Source organism: Lutimaribacter degradans (assembly GCF_023703375.1).
GTDB lineage: Bacteria > Pseudomonadota > Alphaproteobacteria > Rhodobacterales > Rhodobacteraceae > Lutimaribacter > Lutimaribacter degradans.
Window position 1 is genome coordinate 183,524 of the sequence record NZ_JAMQGO010000002.1, and the last position, 15,732, is coordinate 199,255.

The 15,732-nt window shown below is 63.8% G+C and carries 15 protein-coding genes and 1 tRNA gene; 10 read left to right on the plus strand and 6 right to left on the minus strand.

All coding sequences use genetic code 11. From position 1 onward, the window contains the following. Positions 1-21: 21 nt before the first annotated feature. The 3 genes from rlmH to M8744_RS05375 all read right to left on the minus strand — a co-directional run bounded on the left by rlmH (position 22) and on the right by M8744_RS05375 (position 2,451). Positions 22-492 (minus strand): 23S rRNA (pseudouridine(1915)-N(3))-methyltransferase RlmH, encoded by a 471-nt coding sequence (rlmH, locus tag M8744_RS05365; protein ID WP_251410613.1) that lies wholly within the window; start codon positions 490-492, stop codon positions 22-24. Then, positions 493-957: a ribosome silencing factor gene (gene rsfS, locus M8744_RS05370; protein WP_251410616.1), complete on the minus strand. Its 465-nt coding sequence runs from the start codon at positions 955-957 to the stop codon at positions 493-495. Positions 958-1,083: 126 nt separating this feature from the next. Continuing rightward, positions 1,084-2,451 carry a mechanosensitive ion channel family protein gene (locus tag M8744_RS05375; protein ID WP_251410619.1) on the minus strand — a complete coding sequence of 456 codons (1,368 nt, stop codon included), beginning with the start codon at positions 2,449-2,451 and terminating at the stop codon, positions 1,084-1,086. A gap of 264 nt (positions 2,452-2,715) precedes the next feature. On the opposite strand from M8744_RS05375, the gene leuC reads away from it, so the two are divergent. From leuC to M8744_RS05395, 4 genes are all read left to right on the plus strand, one after another. After that, on the plus strand, positions 2,716-4,122 hold the full coding sequence (gene leuC / locus M8744_RS05380; protein ID WP_251410623.1) for a 3-isopropylmalate dehydratase large subunit: 1,407 nt from the start codon (positions 2,716-2,718) through the stop codon (positions 4,120-4,122). A gap of 84 nt (positions 4,123-4,206) precedes the next feature. Next, a complete protein-coding gene (gene leuD / locus M8744_RS05385; RefSeq protein ID WP_251410626.1) occupies positions 4,207-4,812 on the plus strand; it encodes a 3-isopropylmalate dehydratase small subunit in 606 nt (201 codons plus the stop codon). Positions 4,813-5,144: 332 nt separating this feature from the next. Next, complete coding sequence (locus M8744_RS05390; protein WP_251410629.1) at positions 5,145-6,011, plus strand: hypothetical protein; 867 nt, start codon at positions 5,145-5,147, stop codon at positions 6,009-6,011. Positions 6,012-6,016: 5 nt separating this feature from the next. After that, on the plus strand, positions 6,017-7,054 hold the full coding sequence (locus tag M8744_RS05395) for an endonuclease/exonuclease/phosphatase family protein (RefSeq protein WP_251410632.1): 1,038 nt from the start codon (positions 6,017-6,019) through the stop codon (positions 7,052-7,054). Here M8744_RS05395 and M8744_RS05400 read toward each other — a convergent pair. Next, positions 7,051-7,914: a Rossmann-fold NAD(P)-binding domain-containing protein gene (locus M8744_RS05400; RefSeq protein WP_251410635.1), complete on the minus strand. Its 864-nt coding sequence runs from the start codon at positions 7,912-7,914 to the stop codon at positions 7,051-7,053. The two genes, M8744_RS05395 and M8744_RS05400, sit on opposite strands and share 4 nt — an antisense overlap. 97 nt (positions 7,915-8,011) lie before the next feature. Between M8744_RS05400 and M8744_RS05405 the strand changes: the two genes are divergently transcribed. After that, positions 8,012-8,908 carry a LysR family transcriptional regulator gene (locus M8744_RS05405; protein ID WP_251410638.1) on the plus strand — a complete coding sequence of 299 codons (897 nt, stop codon included), beginning with the start codon at positions 8,012-8,014 and terminating at the stop codon, positions 8,906-8,908. A 61-nt stretch (positions 8,909-8,969) separates the two neighbouring features. Continuing rightward, entirely contained in the window at positions 8,970-10,076 is a 1,107-nt protein-coding gene (leuB, locus tag M8744_RS05410) for a 3-isopropylmalate dehydrogenase (RefSeq protein WP_251410642.1), read from the plus strand. Positions 10,077-10,083: 7 nt separating this feature from the next. On the opposite strand, the gene M8744_RS05415 is transcribed toward leuB, so the two are convergent. Beyond that, on the minus strand, positions 10,084-11,670 hold the full coding sequence (locus tag M8744_RS05415) for a Na/Pi cotransporter family protein (RefSeq protein ID WP_251410645.1): 1,587 nt from the start codon (positions 11,668-11,670) through the stop codon (positions 10,084-10,086). Positions 11,671-11,792: 122 nt separating this feature from the next. On the opposite strand from M8744_RS05415, the gene M8744_RS05420 reads away from it, so the two are divergent. The 4 genes from M8744_RS05420 to M8744_RS05435 all read left to right on the plus strand — a co-directional run bounded on the left by M8744_RS05420 (position 11,793) and on the right by M8744_RS05435 (position 14,845). After that, positions 11,793-11,869: transfer RNA gene (locus M8744_RS05420), tRNA-Pro, on the plus strand. Positions 11,870-12,091: 222 nt separating this feature from the next. Next, positions 12,092-12,847, plus strand: coding sequence for a helix-turn-helix domain-containing protein (locus M8744_RS05425; RefSeq protein WP_251410648.1), 756 nt, complete (start codon positions 12,092-12,094; stop codon positions 12,845-12,847). Positions 12,848-12,866: 19 nt separating this feature from the next. Further along, a complete protein-coding gene (locus M8744_RS05430; protein WP_251410651.1) occupies positions 12,867-13,295 on the plus strand; it encodes a plasmid mobilization protein in 429 nt (142 codons plus the stop codon). Then, positions 13,289-14,845: a relaxase family protein gene (locus tag M8744_RS05435; protein ID WP_251410654.1), complete on the plus strand. Its 1,557-nt coding sequence runs from the start codon at positions 13,289-13,291 to the stop codon at positions 14,843-14,845. Before M8744_RS05430 ends, M8744_RS05435 begins: the two co-directional genes overlap by 7 nt. 94 nt (positions 14,846-14,939) lie before the next feature. Here the strand turns inward: M8744_RS05435 and M8744_RS05440 are convergent, their stop codons facing one another. After that, a complete protein-coding gene (locus M8744_RS05440; protein WP_251410657.1) occupies positions 14,940-15,533 on the minus strand; it encodes a hypothetical protein in 594 nt (197 codons plus the stop codon). Positions 15,534-15,732 lie beyond the last annotated feature (199 nt).

The window sequence follows — 15,732 nt, forward strand, 5'->3', positions numbered from 1 at the left end:
GTTTCTTGCGGCGCGGGCCGCTCAGGCGCGGTGATACGGGCTGCCCGCCAGGATCGAGGCCGCGCGATACAGTTGCTCGGCGAGCATCACCCGCACCAGCATGTGCGGCCAAACCATGCGCCCCAGGCTCAGCGACGCGTCGGCACGCATTCGCAAGGCCGGGTCGATGCCATCGGCGCCACCGATCACGAAAGCCAAGTCGCCCCGCCCCTGGTCACGCCAGTCGCCCAGCATCTGCGCGAACTCGGGTGAGCTCATGCGCGTGCCGCGCTCGTCCAGAACACAGGTCATGGCACCGTCCGGCACCGCGCGCGCCAAAAGCGCGCCCTCGGCCGCCATGCCGCCGCCTTTCTTGTCTTCGACCTCGTGCACCCGGGCCGGGCCAAGGCCCAGCCCGCGCCCGGTACGATCAAAGCGTGTCAGGTAATCATCTATCAAGTCTCGCTCGGGGCCGGCCCGCAGCCGCCCCACAGCGCATAGATGCACCCGCATTCAGCCCTTGGCCTGGCCGACCGCCGCCTGGTTGGGCAACCACATCTTTTCAAGTTGGTAGAATTCGCGCACTTCGGGGCGGAACACGTGCACCACCACGTCACCAGTGTCGATCAGAACCCAGTCGCCGGCTTCCTGCCCTTCGAGGCGCACGGAAATGCCGAACTCTTCTTTCAGGCGCTGCACAAGTTTTTCGGCGATGGCCGCCACCTGGCGCGAGGACCGGCCCGAACACACGATCATGAAATCCCCGATTGAGGATTTACCGCGCAGATCGATCTGCACGATGTCTTCGGCCTTGTCGTCGTCAAGTGACGCGAGAATCCGCTCCAGCAGTTTTTCGCTGGTCACGTTGGTCTTGGCGCCGCTCATAAGGGCCCCGGTATCAGCGGCATTGGCCGCGTCTGCGATAAGAGACAGGACATTGTCCTCCCATGGCTGCACACCGGCCTTGCCCCGGTGCATGGCATGAACCAAAGGTAGCAACGCGGTTGCGAAAAAACAATGTCATTGCATGGCTCACAGCTGCGATGCGCCAATTTGCGCCCCCGCGCACCGTCCCCTCTGCAACACGCCCGCTCCCGGCCCGCGTCAGCCCTGCAAGGTGTCGCGGTCAGTCGGCGGCGGCCCCTTTCGGGCGGGGTCGTCAGGATCGTTGAGAATGCGCAGTTCGCGCTGTGGGAAAGGGATCGATATGCCGTGTTCATGGAACGCATCCCACAGCGCAAGATATACATTGCCACGTATATTGGTCAGCCCGCCCGTCGGGTCGGAAATCCAGAACCGCAGGATGTAATCGATGCTGCTGTCGCCGAACCCCACGATATGGCAGACCGGCGGCTTGAACCCCAGCACGCGATCAACGCTTTTCGCGGCGTCGATCGCGATCTTGCGCACCTTGTGGGGGTCGTCGCCGTAGGACGTGCCGAAATAGATATCGAGCCGCACGAATTCGTTCGAATGTGACCAGTTCACCACCTGCCCGGTGATCAGGTCTTCGTTCGGTATCAGGTATTCGCGCCCGTCCCGCGTAACGACCGAGGTATAGCGCGCGCCCAGCGTGTTGATCCAGCCGAAGGTCTCGCCAAGGCTGATCACGTCACCGGGCTTGATCGACTTGTCGAGCAGGATGATGACGCCCGATACCAGGTTCGACACCACCTTTTGCAGGCCGAAGCCAAGGCCCACGCCGATCGCCCCCGACAACACCGCCAGCCCGGTCAGATCGACGCCCACCATGCGCAACCCGGTAAAGAAAGCAGCCCCATACAGCAGCAATTGCAGGAACTTGACCGCCAGCACCTGCATCGAGGGGCTGATATCCTCGTTGCGCCGGATGCGGCTGGCCGAGCTGACCGCGACGAACCGCGCGACAAAGAACAACGCCCCGATGATCGCCGCGGCCTGCAGCACGATCCAGGCTGAAAGCCGGGTTTCGCCCAGGGTCACGGCGATGCCGTCAAGCAGGCTGCGCGCCTCGTCCGTCAGGCCGAGGATGGACAGCGTGACCCAGATCCAGCCGGCATACCGCACCACGCCGCGCAGGAACGAGTTCACAATCAGGCGCGACGCGACCGTGATCAGCAGCCAGGCCAGGGTCAACTGGGCGATTATGCCCAGCAGGTAAGACCGCGAGGGCCATGTCATCTCTTGCATGATCCACACGGTCGGCCAGATCAGCCCCACGAAAAGGACAAGGCGCATCCGGTTGCGCAGCATCAAGCCAAAGCGCTTGCGCCACATCGGCCAGTTTTCGCGCGTGCGCAGCCATCCGTCCCACCGCGCGGCCAGGGGTTTGGCCACGAGATGCGCCAGCAGCAACAGGCCAAGCGCAATCGCGATCTGGTAGGCGTTCCATGGCCGCAACAGGCTTTGGGCCAGCCCCTCGACCTGGCCCAGGATGCCCTGTCCGATTTCGGTGGCCTGCCGCGCCAGGTCAGGTGTGTCTTCCGGCTCCATCCACGCTCCTTCACGCCCCACATTGGCCAAGCCCGGGATGCAGGGCAAGGGGATAGAGGCTTGCGAGACTCAGGGCAGAGGTATATCTGACATGGCATGACAGGGATTTTTGACATGGACGACCGCGCGCGCCTGCCTTGGCGCTTTTTCGGCGCGACCCACACGGTTCTGGCGCGTCCATGACGCGGCGCGGGCGCACTACGCCCGCCTCAGACACCCATGCCCCGCAAACAATCCAACCACTCTAGATCGGGAGAGGACCAAATGTCCCCCAAAACGCTTTACGACAAGATCTGGGATGCCCATGTCGTCCACGAAGACGCAGACGGCACCAGCCTTCTTTATATCGACCGTCACCTCGTGCACGAGGTGACCAGCCCGCAAGCCTTCGAAGGGTTGCGCATGGCGGGACGCCAGGTGCGCGCACCGGGCAAGACCATCGCGGTGCCCGACCATAACGTGCCCACCACGCCGGGCCGCGAAAACCCCGACCAGATGCCCGAGGACAGCCGCATACAGGTTGCCGCGCTGGACAAGAACGCCCAGGATTTCGGGATTCACTACTATCCCGTCAGCGACGTGCGCCAGGGCATCGTTCACATCGTCGGCCCCGAACAGGGCTGGACCCTGCCGGGCATGACCGTAGTGTGCGGTGACAGCCACACCGCCACGCATGGCGCCTTTGGTGCGCTGGCGCATGGCATCGGCACATCCGAGGTCGAACACGTTCTGGCCACACAGACGCTGATCCAGAAGAAATCCAAGAACATGAAGGTCGAGATCACCGGCAAGCTGCGCCCCGGTGTCACCGCGAAGGACATAACCCTGTCGGTGATCGGTGAAACCGGCACCGCGGGCGGCACCGGCTACGTGATCGAGTATTGCGGCGAGGCAATCCGCGACCTGTCGATGGAAGGCCGCATGACGGTGTGCAACATGGCGATCGAGGGCGGCGCCCGCGCCGGCCTGATTGCGCCAGATGAAAAGACCTTTGAATACGTTGAAGGCCGCCCGCACGCGCCCAAGGGCGCCCAGTGGGAAGCGGCGATGGAATGGTGGAAGACGCTGTATTCCGACGATGACGCGCATTGGGACAAGGTCGTGACGATCCGCGGCGAAGACATCGCGCCCGTCGTTACCTGGGGCACCAGCCCCGAGGACGTTCTGCCCATCACCGCCGAAGTGCCCGACCCTGCCAGTTTCGCGGGCGGCAAGGTCAGCGCGGCGCAGCGCGCGCTGGATTACATGGGGCTCAAGCCGGGGCAAAAACTCTCGGATATCGAGATCGACACGGTATTCATCGGCTCTTGCACCAATGGCCGGATCGAGGATCTGCGCGCCGCCGCCGCGGTCGTGAAAGGCAAGAAGATCAAGGAAGGCATGCGTGCCATGGTCGTGCCCGGTTCGGGCCTGGTACGCGCGCAGGCCGAAGAAGAGGGTCTGGCCGATATCTTCAAGGAGGCCGGGTTCGAATGGCGCATGGCGGGGTGTTCGATGTGCCTTGCGATGAACCCCGACCAGTTGAGCGAGGGCGAGCGCTGCGCCTCGACCTCGAACCGCAACTTCGAGGGGCGGCAGGGCTACAAGGGCCGCACGCACCTGATGAGCCCGGCCATGGCCGCCGCCGCCGCGGTGACCGGTCGGCTGACCGATGTGCGCGAACTGATGTAACGGCACGCGCCCATCGGCCATTGCAGGCGTCGTCGCAACGACGGGCCGCAAGAGCTTGATGGGTGCTCCTTGAAGGACAAGACAATGGAAAAATTCGAAAAAATCACCGGGATCGCGGCGCCCCTGCCGCTGGTCAACATCGACACCGACATGATCATCCCCAAGCAATTCCTCAAGACGATCAAACGCTCGGGGCTTGGCGTGAACCTGTTCGACGAAATGCGCTATGACCGGCAGGGTAACGAGATTCCCGATTTCGTGCTGAACCAGCCAGCCTATCGCGAGGCGGAAATCCTGGTGGCAGGCGAGAATTTCGGCTGCGGCTCGTCACGCGAACACGCGCCCTGGGCGCTCAAGGATTTCGGAATCAAATGCGTCATTGCGCCCAGCTTTGCCGACATCTTCTACAGCAATTGCTTCAAGAACGGCATCCTGCCGATCGTGTTGCCGCAAGAGGCGGTGGACGTGCTGATGAAGGACGCGGAAAAGGGGTCGAACGCGCGGATGGTCGTCGACCTCGAAGCACAGACCGTCACCAGTTCGGACGGCGAGGTGTTCAGCTTTGATGTCGACAGTTTCAAGAAACACTGCCTGCTCAACGGGCTCGACGATATCGGCCTGACCATGGAAAAGGCCGGTGCGATCGACACGTTCGAAGCCCAGGCCGCACAAGCCCGCCCCTGGGTCTGACGCGCTGGCTGTTTCGACATTGGCAACGCGCCCGGCCTTGAATACCGGGCGCGTTAACCAATTGGCCCTTGTGCGCCTTTAACTCTACCCCACAAGATATTGAGATTTCACGCGAGTTTACACAAAACCCGCGCAGAAATGATGCAATCCCGCACCAGTTTCTTCATGAAAACGCCCGAAATATTGTGTCTGTATCAGGGGCGTCTTGAGGAATTGGGCGAAAGAAGGCAACAATTGGGCAAGAATGAGGCAACTCGCCGACACCGGCGGCATCAAGTTGGAAAAAGGGCGTGGCAATGCATCACGCCCGGCCAGGTTGAAGGGAACAGGCAGTGATCACCCAGCTGATCAACGCGCTTTCGCGCGCCATTATGGCGGCCGTGCTCGTGGCACTGCCCGCGCTTGTGCTGCCCAGCGCAAGCTTCGATGGCACGCAAATCGTCGTGTTGGTTGCCCTGGTTGTCGCGTTCCTGATCTTTCTGGAATACAGCAGCACCTATCCCAGCTTTGTCGAGTTCCGATATGCCCCGCCGATCAACCGGCTGCGTTTCGGGGCGCTTTTCATTACCGTCACCGTCCTGTGTTCCGTCTGCACCGGCCCCGCGCCGGACAAGACGATCAGCGCCATTGCCGCCTCTCTTGCCGGGCTGACGGCAGACTGGCTGGATCTGTCATTTTCGCCCATCCGGTTGATGCAACTGGTCCTGCCGACGGATGCGCCGGGACATTTGCAATCCACATTGCGCGACGCGGCGGGTTTTGCCTATTTCATGAGCCTGCTGACCATCGCGGTCTTTTTCTATCTGGTCCGGGTCAAGGGCTGGCCCGCGGGCAACGGCGCGTTCAACGTCTGGATCAACTTGCCCTTGTTCGACCCGACCGCCGGCCTTGACGTGGTGGCCCGGTTGCAACGGCACGCGTTGATTAACATTGTGTTAGGGTTTCTGCTGCCATTCTTGCTCCCGGCAGCTTCCAGGGCGTTCTCGGGGGTGATCGACCCGATGATGCTTGAAAACCCTCAAACACTGATCTGGGTCGTATCCTTATGGGCCATCCTGCCGGCAAGCCTGATGATCCGCGGCATGGCGATGAACCGGATCGCGCAAATGATCTTGCAAAAACGCCAGCGCACCTACGCCGCCGCGCAGGCGGCAAACGATGCCGACGGAGCCGCATCGGACGCCTTGCAAACCGTCTGACCCTGGTGCTTTTGCTGACGGTCATGACCGCGGCCAAGGCCAGTTCCGATCCGTTACGCATCGTCACCTACAACGCCGAGTTGACACGCGACGGCCCTGGCCTGTTGTTGCGCGATATCCGCAGCGGGCGCGACGCGCAGGTGAACGCGGTGATCGCGCTACTAAAACATCTGCGCCCCGACATACTGGCCCTGCAGAACGTGGATCACGATGCCGGGTTTGCCACCGCGCGCGCCTTGCAAACGGCGTTGCGCAAAGCCGGTCTTCCACTGGTGCATCTTTTTGCCCCCGCGCCGAATACCGGGGTACCCACCGGCCTTGACATGAACGGCGATGGCCGACGCGGGCGCGCCGACGATGCGCAGGGCTTTGGCCTGTTCCGGGGCGAAGGCGGGATGCTTCTGCTGTCACGGTTTCCAGTGCAAACCGCGCGGGCGCAGGATTTCTCGGGGCTGTTGTGGCGCGATTTGCCGGGCGCGCGGATGCCGCGTGTCGATGGCGCGCCTTTCCCCTCGGCCCAGGCCCAGGCGGTGCAGCGCCTGTCTTCGGTTGGGCATTGGGCAGTTCCGGTTCAGACACCGGGCGGGCCGCTTTGGGTGCTGGCATTCCACGCGACCCCGCCGGTTTTCGACGGGCCCGAAGATCGCAACGGGCTGCGCAACGCCGACGAGATCCGGTTCTGGCATGTTTATCTGGATGGGGTACTGGGCCCGGCCCCGGCCCACCGATTTATCCTGTTGGGCGACGCCAACCTTGACCCTGCACGCAGCGAAGGGCGGCGCGCCGCGATACGGGCCTTGCTGGACGATCCAAGGCTGCGCGCCCTGGCCCCCGAAGGCGCACAAGGCACGGCAACCGTGGATTGGTCCGATATCGGGCTTGGCGCGATGCGGGTCAGCTATGTCCTGCCCTCGGCCGATCTGCGGGTTATCGACAGCGGCGTTTTCTGGCCTGCGCCCGACGACCCGATGGCACAAACCGCCGCCCGGGCCAGTCGGCACCGCGCCCTCTGGGCCGATATCCAGCTGCCGGGCACCAACTAACGCAACGGCGCGATGGTCCGTGTCAGCGCCTCATCCAGCGGCGTGGCCTGAAACCCGGGCAGCACCTCTGCAAAGCGTGCCCCGTCCAGCCTATGCGGCAAGGACCAGAGATATCGCATTTCCAGCAGCCCGCCGATGAACGGCATGACCGGCCGCGCCATCCGCAAAAGCCCCCAGCGCACAGGCCGCACCTGCACTGGCTGCCCCGTGACCCGCGCAAGCGCATCGGCCATTTCATACCCTGTCAGCGTATAGCCGGGAAACGGTATGTCGGCGAATTGCGGAAGCTGCGCACGCGTCTCGGCGAGCGCCACAAAGGCCCGCGCCAGATCGGGCAGAAAGGCCCAGGCATGGGGCACGTCTCGCGCGCCGGGATAGCGCAAAATGCCACGACCGATACGCTTGGCCATGAGCGCGTCAAACCAGTTGCCAGACGCTTCGGTATCGAGGAAATCACCCGCGCGCAGCACGATGGTGCGTACCCCTTCGGTGCGATAGGCGGCCTCCATCTCGATACGCAGCCGCCCCAGCGGGTTGGTCGCGCGGTGCGGCGTGTCCTGATCCCAGACCGGGCCCGAGTTCTGGCCAAACACGTATACATTGCCCGGCAACAGCACGGTGCAGTCATGCCGCAGCGCCGCACGGCGCACGGCCGCGTGCAACCCAGGCATTTCCGCCGCCCAGCGGTGATAGCGCGGGTTCCAACCCATCGCGATTACATCGGCGCCTTTCGCCACGCGGTCCAGATCATCGCGGCTGCGGTCAAAGCAGCGCACGCGCCATCCGGCCCTTGCAAAGGCATCGGCGATGTTGCGGCCAAAACGGCCCGTGGCCCCCAAGACAAGAATCGTTCCCGTCATGTTTCGGTCTCCTTCGTTGAAACTGTAAAAACAGGTTACGGCCAACCGTATACGTATATGAATTGACAATTTATGCCTATTTCATATTCATATAAGCATGGATAACCGCACAGACCTTGCCGATTGGACGCTGATCCGCGCCTTCCTGGCCGTGGCGGAAAGCGGCTCTTTGTCTGCGGCGGCGCAGCGTCTGGGCACCAGCCAGCCAACAGTGGGCCGGCAGATCAAGTCGCTTGAGGCGCAATTGGGAACCGTGCTGTTCACCCGTCATGCCCGCGGCCTGGATCTCAGTGCGCAGGGGCAGGCACTGCTGCCCTCGGCCAAGGCAATGCAGGCCGCTGCCCAACGGCTGAGCCTGCAGGCCGCGGGCCAGGCCGAAACATTGCGCGGCACCGTGCGCATTACCGCCAGCCAGGTGGTTTCGCACTATCTTCTACCGCCTGTTCTGGCCGGAATCCGGCAACAAGAGCCCGAGATAACAATCGACCTTGCCCCGACCGACAGCCCCGAGAACCTGCTGTTCCGCGAGGCGGATATCGCCGTGCGCATGTTTCGCTCCAGCCAACTGGATATCGTCACGCGGCAGCTTGGCGAACTGCCGGTGGTGATCTTTGCCAGCCGCGCCTATCTTGACCGGCGCGGCCGCCCCACGACGCCGGAGGCGCTTCTTGACCATGATCTTATCGGTTATGATCGGTCAGAGCTCATCATCAAGGGGATGCGCGCGGCGGGGTTTCCGGCCACCCGCGACTGGTTCACCCTGCGCTGCGACGACCAGGCGGCATGTATCGAACTTGCGCGCGCCGGGTGCGGCGTCGGTTTTGCCCAGCGTCATATCGTCGAACGCGACCCGACGCTTGAAATCATCGACATCGGGCTGAACCTGCCTGCCCTGCCCGTCTGGCTGGCCGCACCGCAATCGACGCGGAAAACCCCGCGTATCGCCCGCATCTGGGATCTGCTGAGCCAGGGGTTGGCGCCCATGCTTTCTTGACCCTTCCCCCGCCGGGCGCTACGCCACGCAAAACGCTTTTGCAGACGAAGGACAGCAGAACATGACCAACCCCTCGCTTCTTATCCTGCCCGGTGACGGGATCGGCCCCGAAGTCATGGCCGAGGTGCGCAAGATCATCGAATGGTTCGGCACCAAGCGCAACATGGCCTTCGACGTTAGCGAGGACCTTGTGGGCGGTGCCGCCTATGACAAGCACGGCACGCCGCTGCATGACGACACCATGGCAAAGGCGCAAGAGGTCGACGCCGTGCTGCTGGGCGCCGTGGGTGGCCCGAAATACGAAGCGCTGGATTTCAGCGTGAAGCCCGAGCGCGGGTTGCTGCGCCTGCGCAAGGAAATGGACTTGTTCGCCAACCTGCGCCCGGCGCAGTGTTTCGACGCGCTGGCCGATTTCTCGTCGCTGAAAAAGGACGTGGTCGCCGGGCTCGACATCATGATCGTGCGCGAGCTGACAAGCGGCATCTATTTCGGCGAGCCGCGCGGCATCATCAAGGAAGGCAATGAACGCGTGGGCATCAACACCCAGCGCTACACCGAGTCCGAAATCGCCCGCGTTGCGCGGTCGGCGTTCGAACTGGCCCGCAAGCGCGGTAACAAGGTCTGTTCTATGGAAAAGGCCAACGTGATGGAATCGGGCGTGCTGTGGCGCGATGTCGTGACCGAGGTGCACCAGGCCGAATACCCCGACGTGGAATTGAGCCACATGTATGCCGATGCGGGTGCGATGCAGCTGTGCCGCTGGCCCAAGCAGTTCGACGTTATCGTGACCGACAACCTGTTCGGCGACCTGCTGTCGGACGCGGCGGCGATGCTGACCGGCAGCCTTGGCATGTTGCCCTCGGCCAGCCTTGGCGCGCCGATGGCAAATGGCCGGCCCAAGGCGCTTTACGAACCCGTGCATGGCAGCGCGCCCGACATCGCGGGCCAGGGCAAGGCCAACCCGATCGCCTGTATCCTGAGCTTCGCGATGGCGCTGCGCTACAGCTTTGACCTGGGCGCCGAGGCCGACCGGCTGGAGGCTGCGGTCGAACAGGTTCTGGCCGATGGCAAGCGCACCGCCGACCTGCTGGGCGAAGAAGGCGTAACGCCTGTTTCGACCGGCGAGATGGGCGATGCGGTCGTGGCCGCGCTCGACGCCAGCATTTGATCGGCACTCAGCCCGCGTTGCCTTCGGGCGGCGCGGGCAACCCGGCGCGGGCCTGCTGCTGGTAGCTGGCCACCCGCGCGGCGTTGTGCAGCATCCGGTTCAACCAGCGCATGGCATCGGTGTGATCAAAAACATAAGCCAGCGAATATAGCCCCGCATGCTCTCCCAGCAACAGGGCGCGGCGATGCCGAGCTTGCCGCCGCGAGACAAGCGCGTGCAACCGCACAAGCCGCCGCGCCTCGCGGTCTGAAGGCCCGGCGGCCAGCCGGCGCAGGCTGGCCCCGACCGACAAGCTGGGCCGGCGCAAGATCGGATCATCGAGCAGCGCCTGTATGCGCCCGCTTTCGGACGCGCGCGCGCGCATCCGGCCCAGGTGATCCATTTGGTGCAAAAGGTTTGAATAGACCTCTTCGGTCGGCTGCCGCCCCTCGGGCAATCGAATGTCCTGCATGAAGCGGCGCAAATCGTCGAGGGCCGTGTCGCAAGGCGACAGCGCGGCCAAGCCGCGATAATCCGGCGAGGGCGCAAGGGCTGCACCAAGAGCCGCCCAGAGCCGCGCCGCGATGGCATCCGCGGCCGTCTGCGCCGCAACCAGCGCCGCTTCGGCGTCGCGCAGCATCCGCGGATCCAAGGCAACCATCGGCCCACCGCCCGGGTCAGGCAACACCCGCGCGATCAGCGCGGCGAAACGTGGCGTGACCGGCACGAACAAGGCCACGCCCAGCAGGTTGAACCCGGTGTGAAACAGCAGCAGCACGGTCATCGGGTCGCGCGCGGCCCCCATACCTTCGATCCACCCCGCCCCGAACCAGACCAGCGGGAAAGCCAGGGCAAACGTGCCGATGTTGAACACCAGGTTGGCCAGCCCCGTTTGCCGCATCGCCGCCGACCCCCCGACCGACGCCAGAAGCGCGGTAAAGGTGGTGCCGATGTTCATGCCCAGCACGATCGCCAGTGCCTGGATCAGCGCCAGCGACCCGCTGTCAAGCATCACCAGCGCCAGCGCCAGAGCCGCGCTGGACGACTGCATGAGCACCGTCACGACCAGCCCAAGCCCGGCAAGGGCCAGCAAGCCGCCAAGCGATGGCCCCGGAAGATGCGCGGGCGTCAGCCGGTCGGTCAGGCCGGCCGCGCCCGCCTGCATCACCGAAAGCGCCACCAGCAACAGGCACAGCCCCGCCGCCACCCGGGCCGTCCGCGCCACCGCGCCTCGCCCCAGAACCGCGCCAAGGCTGGCCGGAAACAGCGCCGCCAGAGCGATCACGTCAAGCTGCAGCTTGAACCCCAGGACTGATACCAGCCATCCCGTCGCCGTCGTGCCCAGGTTTGCACCAAAGACAACGCCAAGGGCCTGCGGCATGGTCATAAGCCCCGCACCGACGAAACCGACCACCATGACGGTGGTTGCGCTTGACGATTGGATCAGCGCGGTCGCACCGGCCCCGGTCAGCACGCCGCGCAGCGGTGTCGTGGTGAACCGGGCCAGAAGCGCACGCAACCGCCGCCCGGCCGCATCGCGCAAGGCCGCCGTCATTACCTCCATACCCAGGAGAAACATGCCCACGCCGCCCAGCAGTGACAGCAGATTATCCATCGGCACCTCCATCGATCGATCCTGCCGCGCGGGACAGTCCCGCGCAAGCAGCGGGCATTTGTTTTTCCTGCGCCTTGGCTCTTGCAAATCGCGCGGGCCAAGGGTAATTCACGCGCCACGGTCGGAGTGTAGCTCAGCCTGGTAGAGCACTGTCTTCGGGAGGCAGGGGTCGGAGGTTCGAATCCTCTCACTCCGACCAATAATTCCAGATACTTAGCCCCTAATGCCTTACCCCTCTTTCGGGGCAGGTCCGGATTTGATCCGGATTATTCCGCTTTTCGGGCGGGATTCTCTGAAGAACTGACCTTCAGAAACCAAAAGGCCGCTGACCGGGCTGGCACCCGCGTCAACGGCCAAATCGAAAAGTTTGCTCGGAATGGATACCAGATCGCGCCCGTGATCGCAATCGCGGGAGGGGCCGATGTCTGAGCTTCTGCCCTTCTGCAAGATCAAGCTGCAATACCTGCTGGAGATGGTCACGGACCACGAGCTGGACGACAACGCCTTACGCGTGGCGCTCTACCTGACGCTGGCCCATGCCGATCATGAGACCGGCGAGAGTCGCCCGTCATTCGAGACCATCGGCGCGGCCATCGGAAAACACGCCAAGTCGGTCAAAAGGGCGCTGAACAAGGTCGAGGCGGCGGGCTACATGACCGTGGAGCGCGGGACCAACAAGGGGAAATCCTCGCGCTACCGCCCGACCGAAGCGGCTATGCGGCGGGCCACCGAGCGCCGCCGGGAGGGGGACAAGATTGTCCCGCTTAGCCGTGCCAAAGGGGGACAGTCCTGTCCACAAAGCGGGACAGATATGTCCAGCAAAGGGGGACAAGATCGCCCCCCGAACAGAGAACAAGAACTTAGAAAAGAACAGGGGCGCGCGTCCGCGCCGGATTTGCCCGATGAAGGGCAATCCGGCGGAACGCGCCCGGACCTGGTGTTTGTCCCGAGGGGCATTTGCTTTGTCCGGGACTGGGACGCACGGCTGGCCAGGGAAGGGATGACGACGCTGGAACGCAGCTTGCCCCTGTCACCGCACGAGCATCACCTTGGCTTCTGGCTACCGGCGCGGACACCGGCCCAATTGGGCAGCGTAGAGTGGCGAGAACAGCTCCATTTGCTCAGAGATTTGATCCGCGAGACGTCCGCAAACGTGGAGCATCGCCATGCGATCTGAGCAAACAGCAAGGCGACCCATGTCATACGCTGGCGCTGCTGACACGGGACCTTGCGAGGGGCGGCAAGCCTCCCCTTCGAACCCCACCGGCGCGGGCAAAACCCACGCCAAAGAGCCGCTGACGGAGACCTTCGTCTTCCGTTGCACGGCAGCTGAAAAAGCCGAGCTACGCGCCAAGGCCGTGGCTGCTGGTGTGCCTGCCGCGAACCTCCTGCGCGAGGCGCTTGGCCTGACCGAGGCGCGCCGACGCAAGCCGGTGCCGCGCGTCGATCCGGCGCTGGTGCTGGCGCTCTGGCGCATCGGTGGCAACCTCAACCAGATCGCCCGCTGGCTGAACCGCGCGATGCTGGTGGGCCGCACCGACCTAGACAGCCTGACCGTCGCGCGCCGCCTGTTGGTGATCGAACGCCAGCTTGCTCAGCTCCTCGAGGAGGCGCGGCGGTGCTGATCAAGTTCTTCCCCAACGGCAAAGGCGCGGGCGCAGGGCCGGTCGGCTATCTCGTCGCCGAGCACGTGCTGGCCTATGACGGCAATCGCGACCTGATCCGCGATGCCGATGGCCAGCCCCTGACCGTAACGCGCGATCCCTTGCCCGAGGTGCTGCGCGGTTATCCAAGCCGTACCGAGGCGCTGATCGACGCCAGCCGACACCAATGGACCTACCGCGCGGGCGTGATCAGCTTTGCGGCTCAGGATGCTCCCAGCGAGGCGCAGCAGGCGGAGGTCATGGACGCATTCGAGAAACTCGCCTTTGCCGGGCTGGACGGCGAGCAATACGACATGCTCTGGGTCCGTCACAGCCACGAGGACCGCGTGGAGCTGCACTTCTGCACCCCGCGCCTGGAGCTGACCACCGGACGCAGCCTGAACATCGCGCCACCGGGCTATCAGGACGCCTTTGACAGCCTGCGCGACCTGATGAACCAGCGCCACGGCTGGGCCGATCCGATGGAGCTGGAGCGCGCTCAGGAGGTGCGCGACACCATCGAGGCCCCGACCCGCGCGCAGGGGCGCGACGAGCTGCACGCGTGGATCCTCGATCAGATTTCGATGGGTCTGATCGAGGATCGCGCCAGCATGCTCGACGTGCTCACGGACGCGGGGTTCGACCTGCCCCGCGTGGGCAAAGCCTACCTGACCGCCCAGGACCCCGAGACCGGCGAGCGCTGGCGCCTGAAAGGAGAGATTTTCCATGAAAACTGGCAAGCCGACCCGGCTGAGCGAGAAATTGAACGCGGAACTCGACACGATACGCCAGGACTACGCCGCCTCGATGGCATCCCAGCTGGAGAGCTTCAGGACCGATTTGACGGCCATTGCGAGCGACGCGCGGCGTACCATCGAGAACGATACGCGTCGCTTCCTGAACGAGAACAGGAGCTTGTTCGAGACGCGGACCGAGCAGATCAGGCGCTGGCTGACGATCTCGCCTTGGGTGATCTCGGGGCTGATCGTGACGGGGATCGCCTCGACGATGGTCGCGAGCTGGTTCTGGACGTCTCTGCTGACGCGCTCGGAGCTGACGGAACTGGGCCTCACGCGGATCGAGCGGCCCGAGGGGAGATGGTTGATCCTGGACCTGGACAAGACGCGGCTCAGGACCTGTTCGATGGGCGGCAAGACCGTCACCTGCATCAGAATAATGGAGGACTAGATGACGACGCCCCTGACAGCCTTGGAACGCGACTTGCTCGCCTGCGTCGAGCGGTTGGTGACGGCTTGCGAAACATCAGCGCAGGAATTGAGCGGCTTGGAAGCACGCTCGACGAAGAGGCTGCAAGCCCAGTTGGATGGTATCGCGGGCTGCGCGACGTTGCTCATACGCTCGCAGATCGCGTCAATGCAGGCGTTGCGTGGCTTGCTGAGCGAAGAGGCGAGCTACAACGCGCTGGACGCGAAGTTGAACGAGAGCTTGACCTTAGCGAAGGACGCCGAAAAGAGGCTGAGACAGAGCTAGAGGCGCGGGAACGCGACATGGACCGGGGGCTGACGCATTGAGGTTGAGTGCCAAGCCGTCGGTTGGCAAAAGTGCACAAACTACCATGCTATGGCGTGGCAACCGCCCTTCGTACGACAAGAGCGTTTTTGAAGCTCAGGCTGCTCCAGCGCTACTCTGAACGTCTGTTTCCAGTTTGTCCGCGTAGATGAATTGCTTGGCGTCCTCGCGCACTTCAAGCGTCGCCCCGTCAATCGCGCCGACGGCAAGGCCCGCGTTCACGCGCCGCGCCGGTTTACCCGCACTCAGCCACTTTCCCGCTTTGCCGACCGCGAAGCGCCCTTTGCGCGCTCCAGCGCCTTTGCCTTCCGCTGCGTCCATGATCACCACGGCGACCTCTTCCATCCGGAATAATCCACCCTGGCTTGCTGGGGGCATTTTGCGCTTCTGAAGGGATTGGCGCGTGACTTCCAACCGCTTGGCCACGTCGGCCAAGCTGACGAGATCAGGCCGCACTTCCCGAAGAATCGAGCCCGCAGGAAGCTGTTTCTGGATCGCCCGAGCGGCGTCGAGAATGGCGTCCTCGGCATGGTCACTGACTGCTTCCAGCGCGATCCCGATCATGCCAGGCACGCCAGTGCCAACAATGGCATCCTCGAACCCTACCTCGAAGACAGCGTCCATCAGGTCGAATGCATCGTGATCGTCTTCGGGGAGGGCGAAGATCAGTTCGAATTCGATTTCTGCCATGTCATTCATCCTCTTGAGGGCCCTCATCGGCATTGCCAAGTTTTGTGCAGCCAAGCGCCCTGTTTCTCAGTTGACGGGCGAACCGTCCCGGATTCCGTGGCGTCGACCAGACCCCCATCTGACAAAACTCGCCGCACCGGCAGTCCGGATCGTTGTTGGGGCAGCGGATCAGCCCCCATGCATGCCCGCGCCCGGAGCG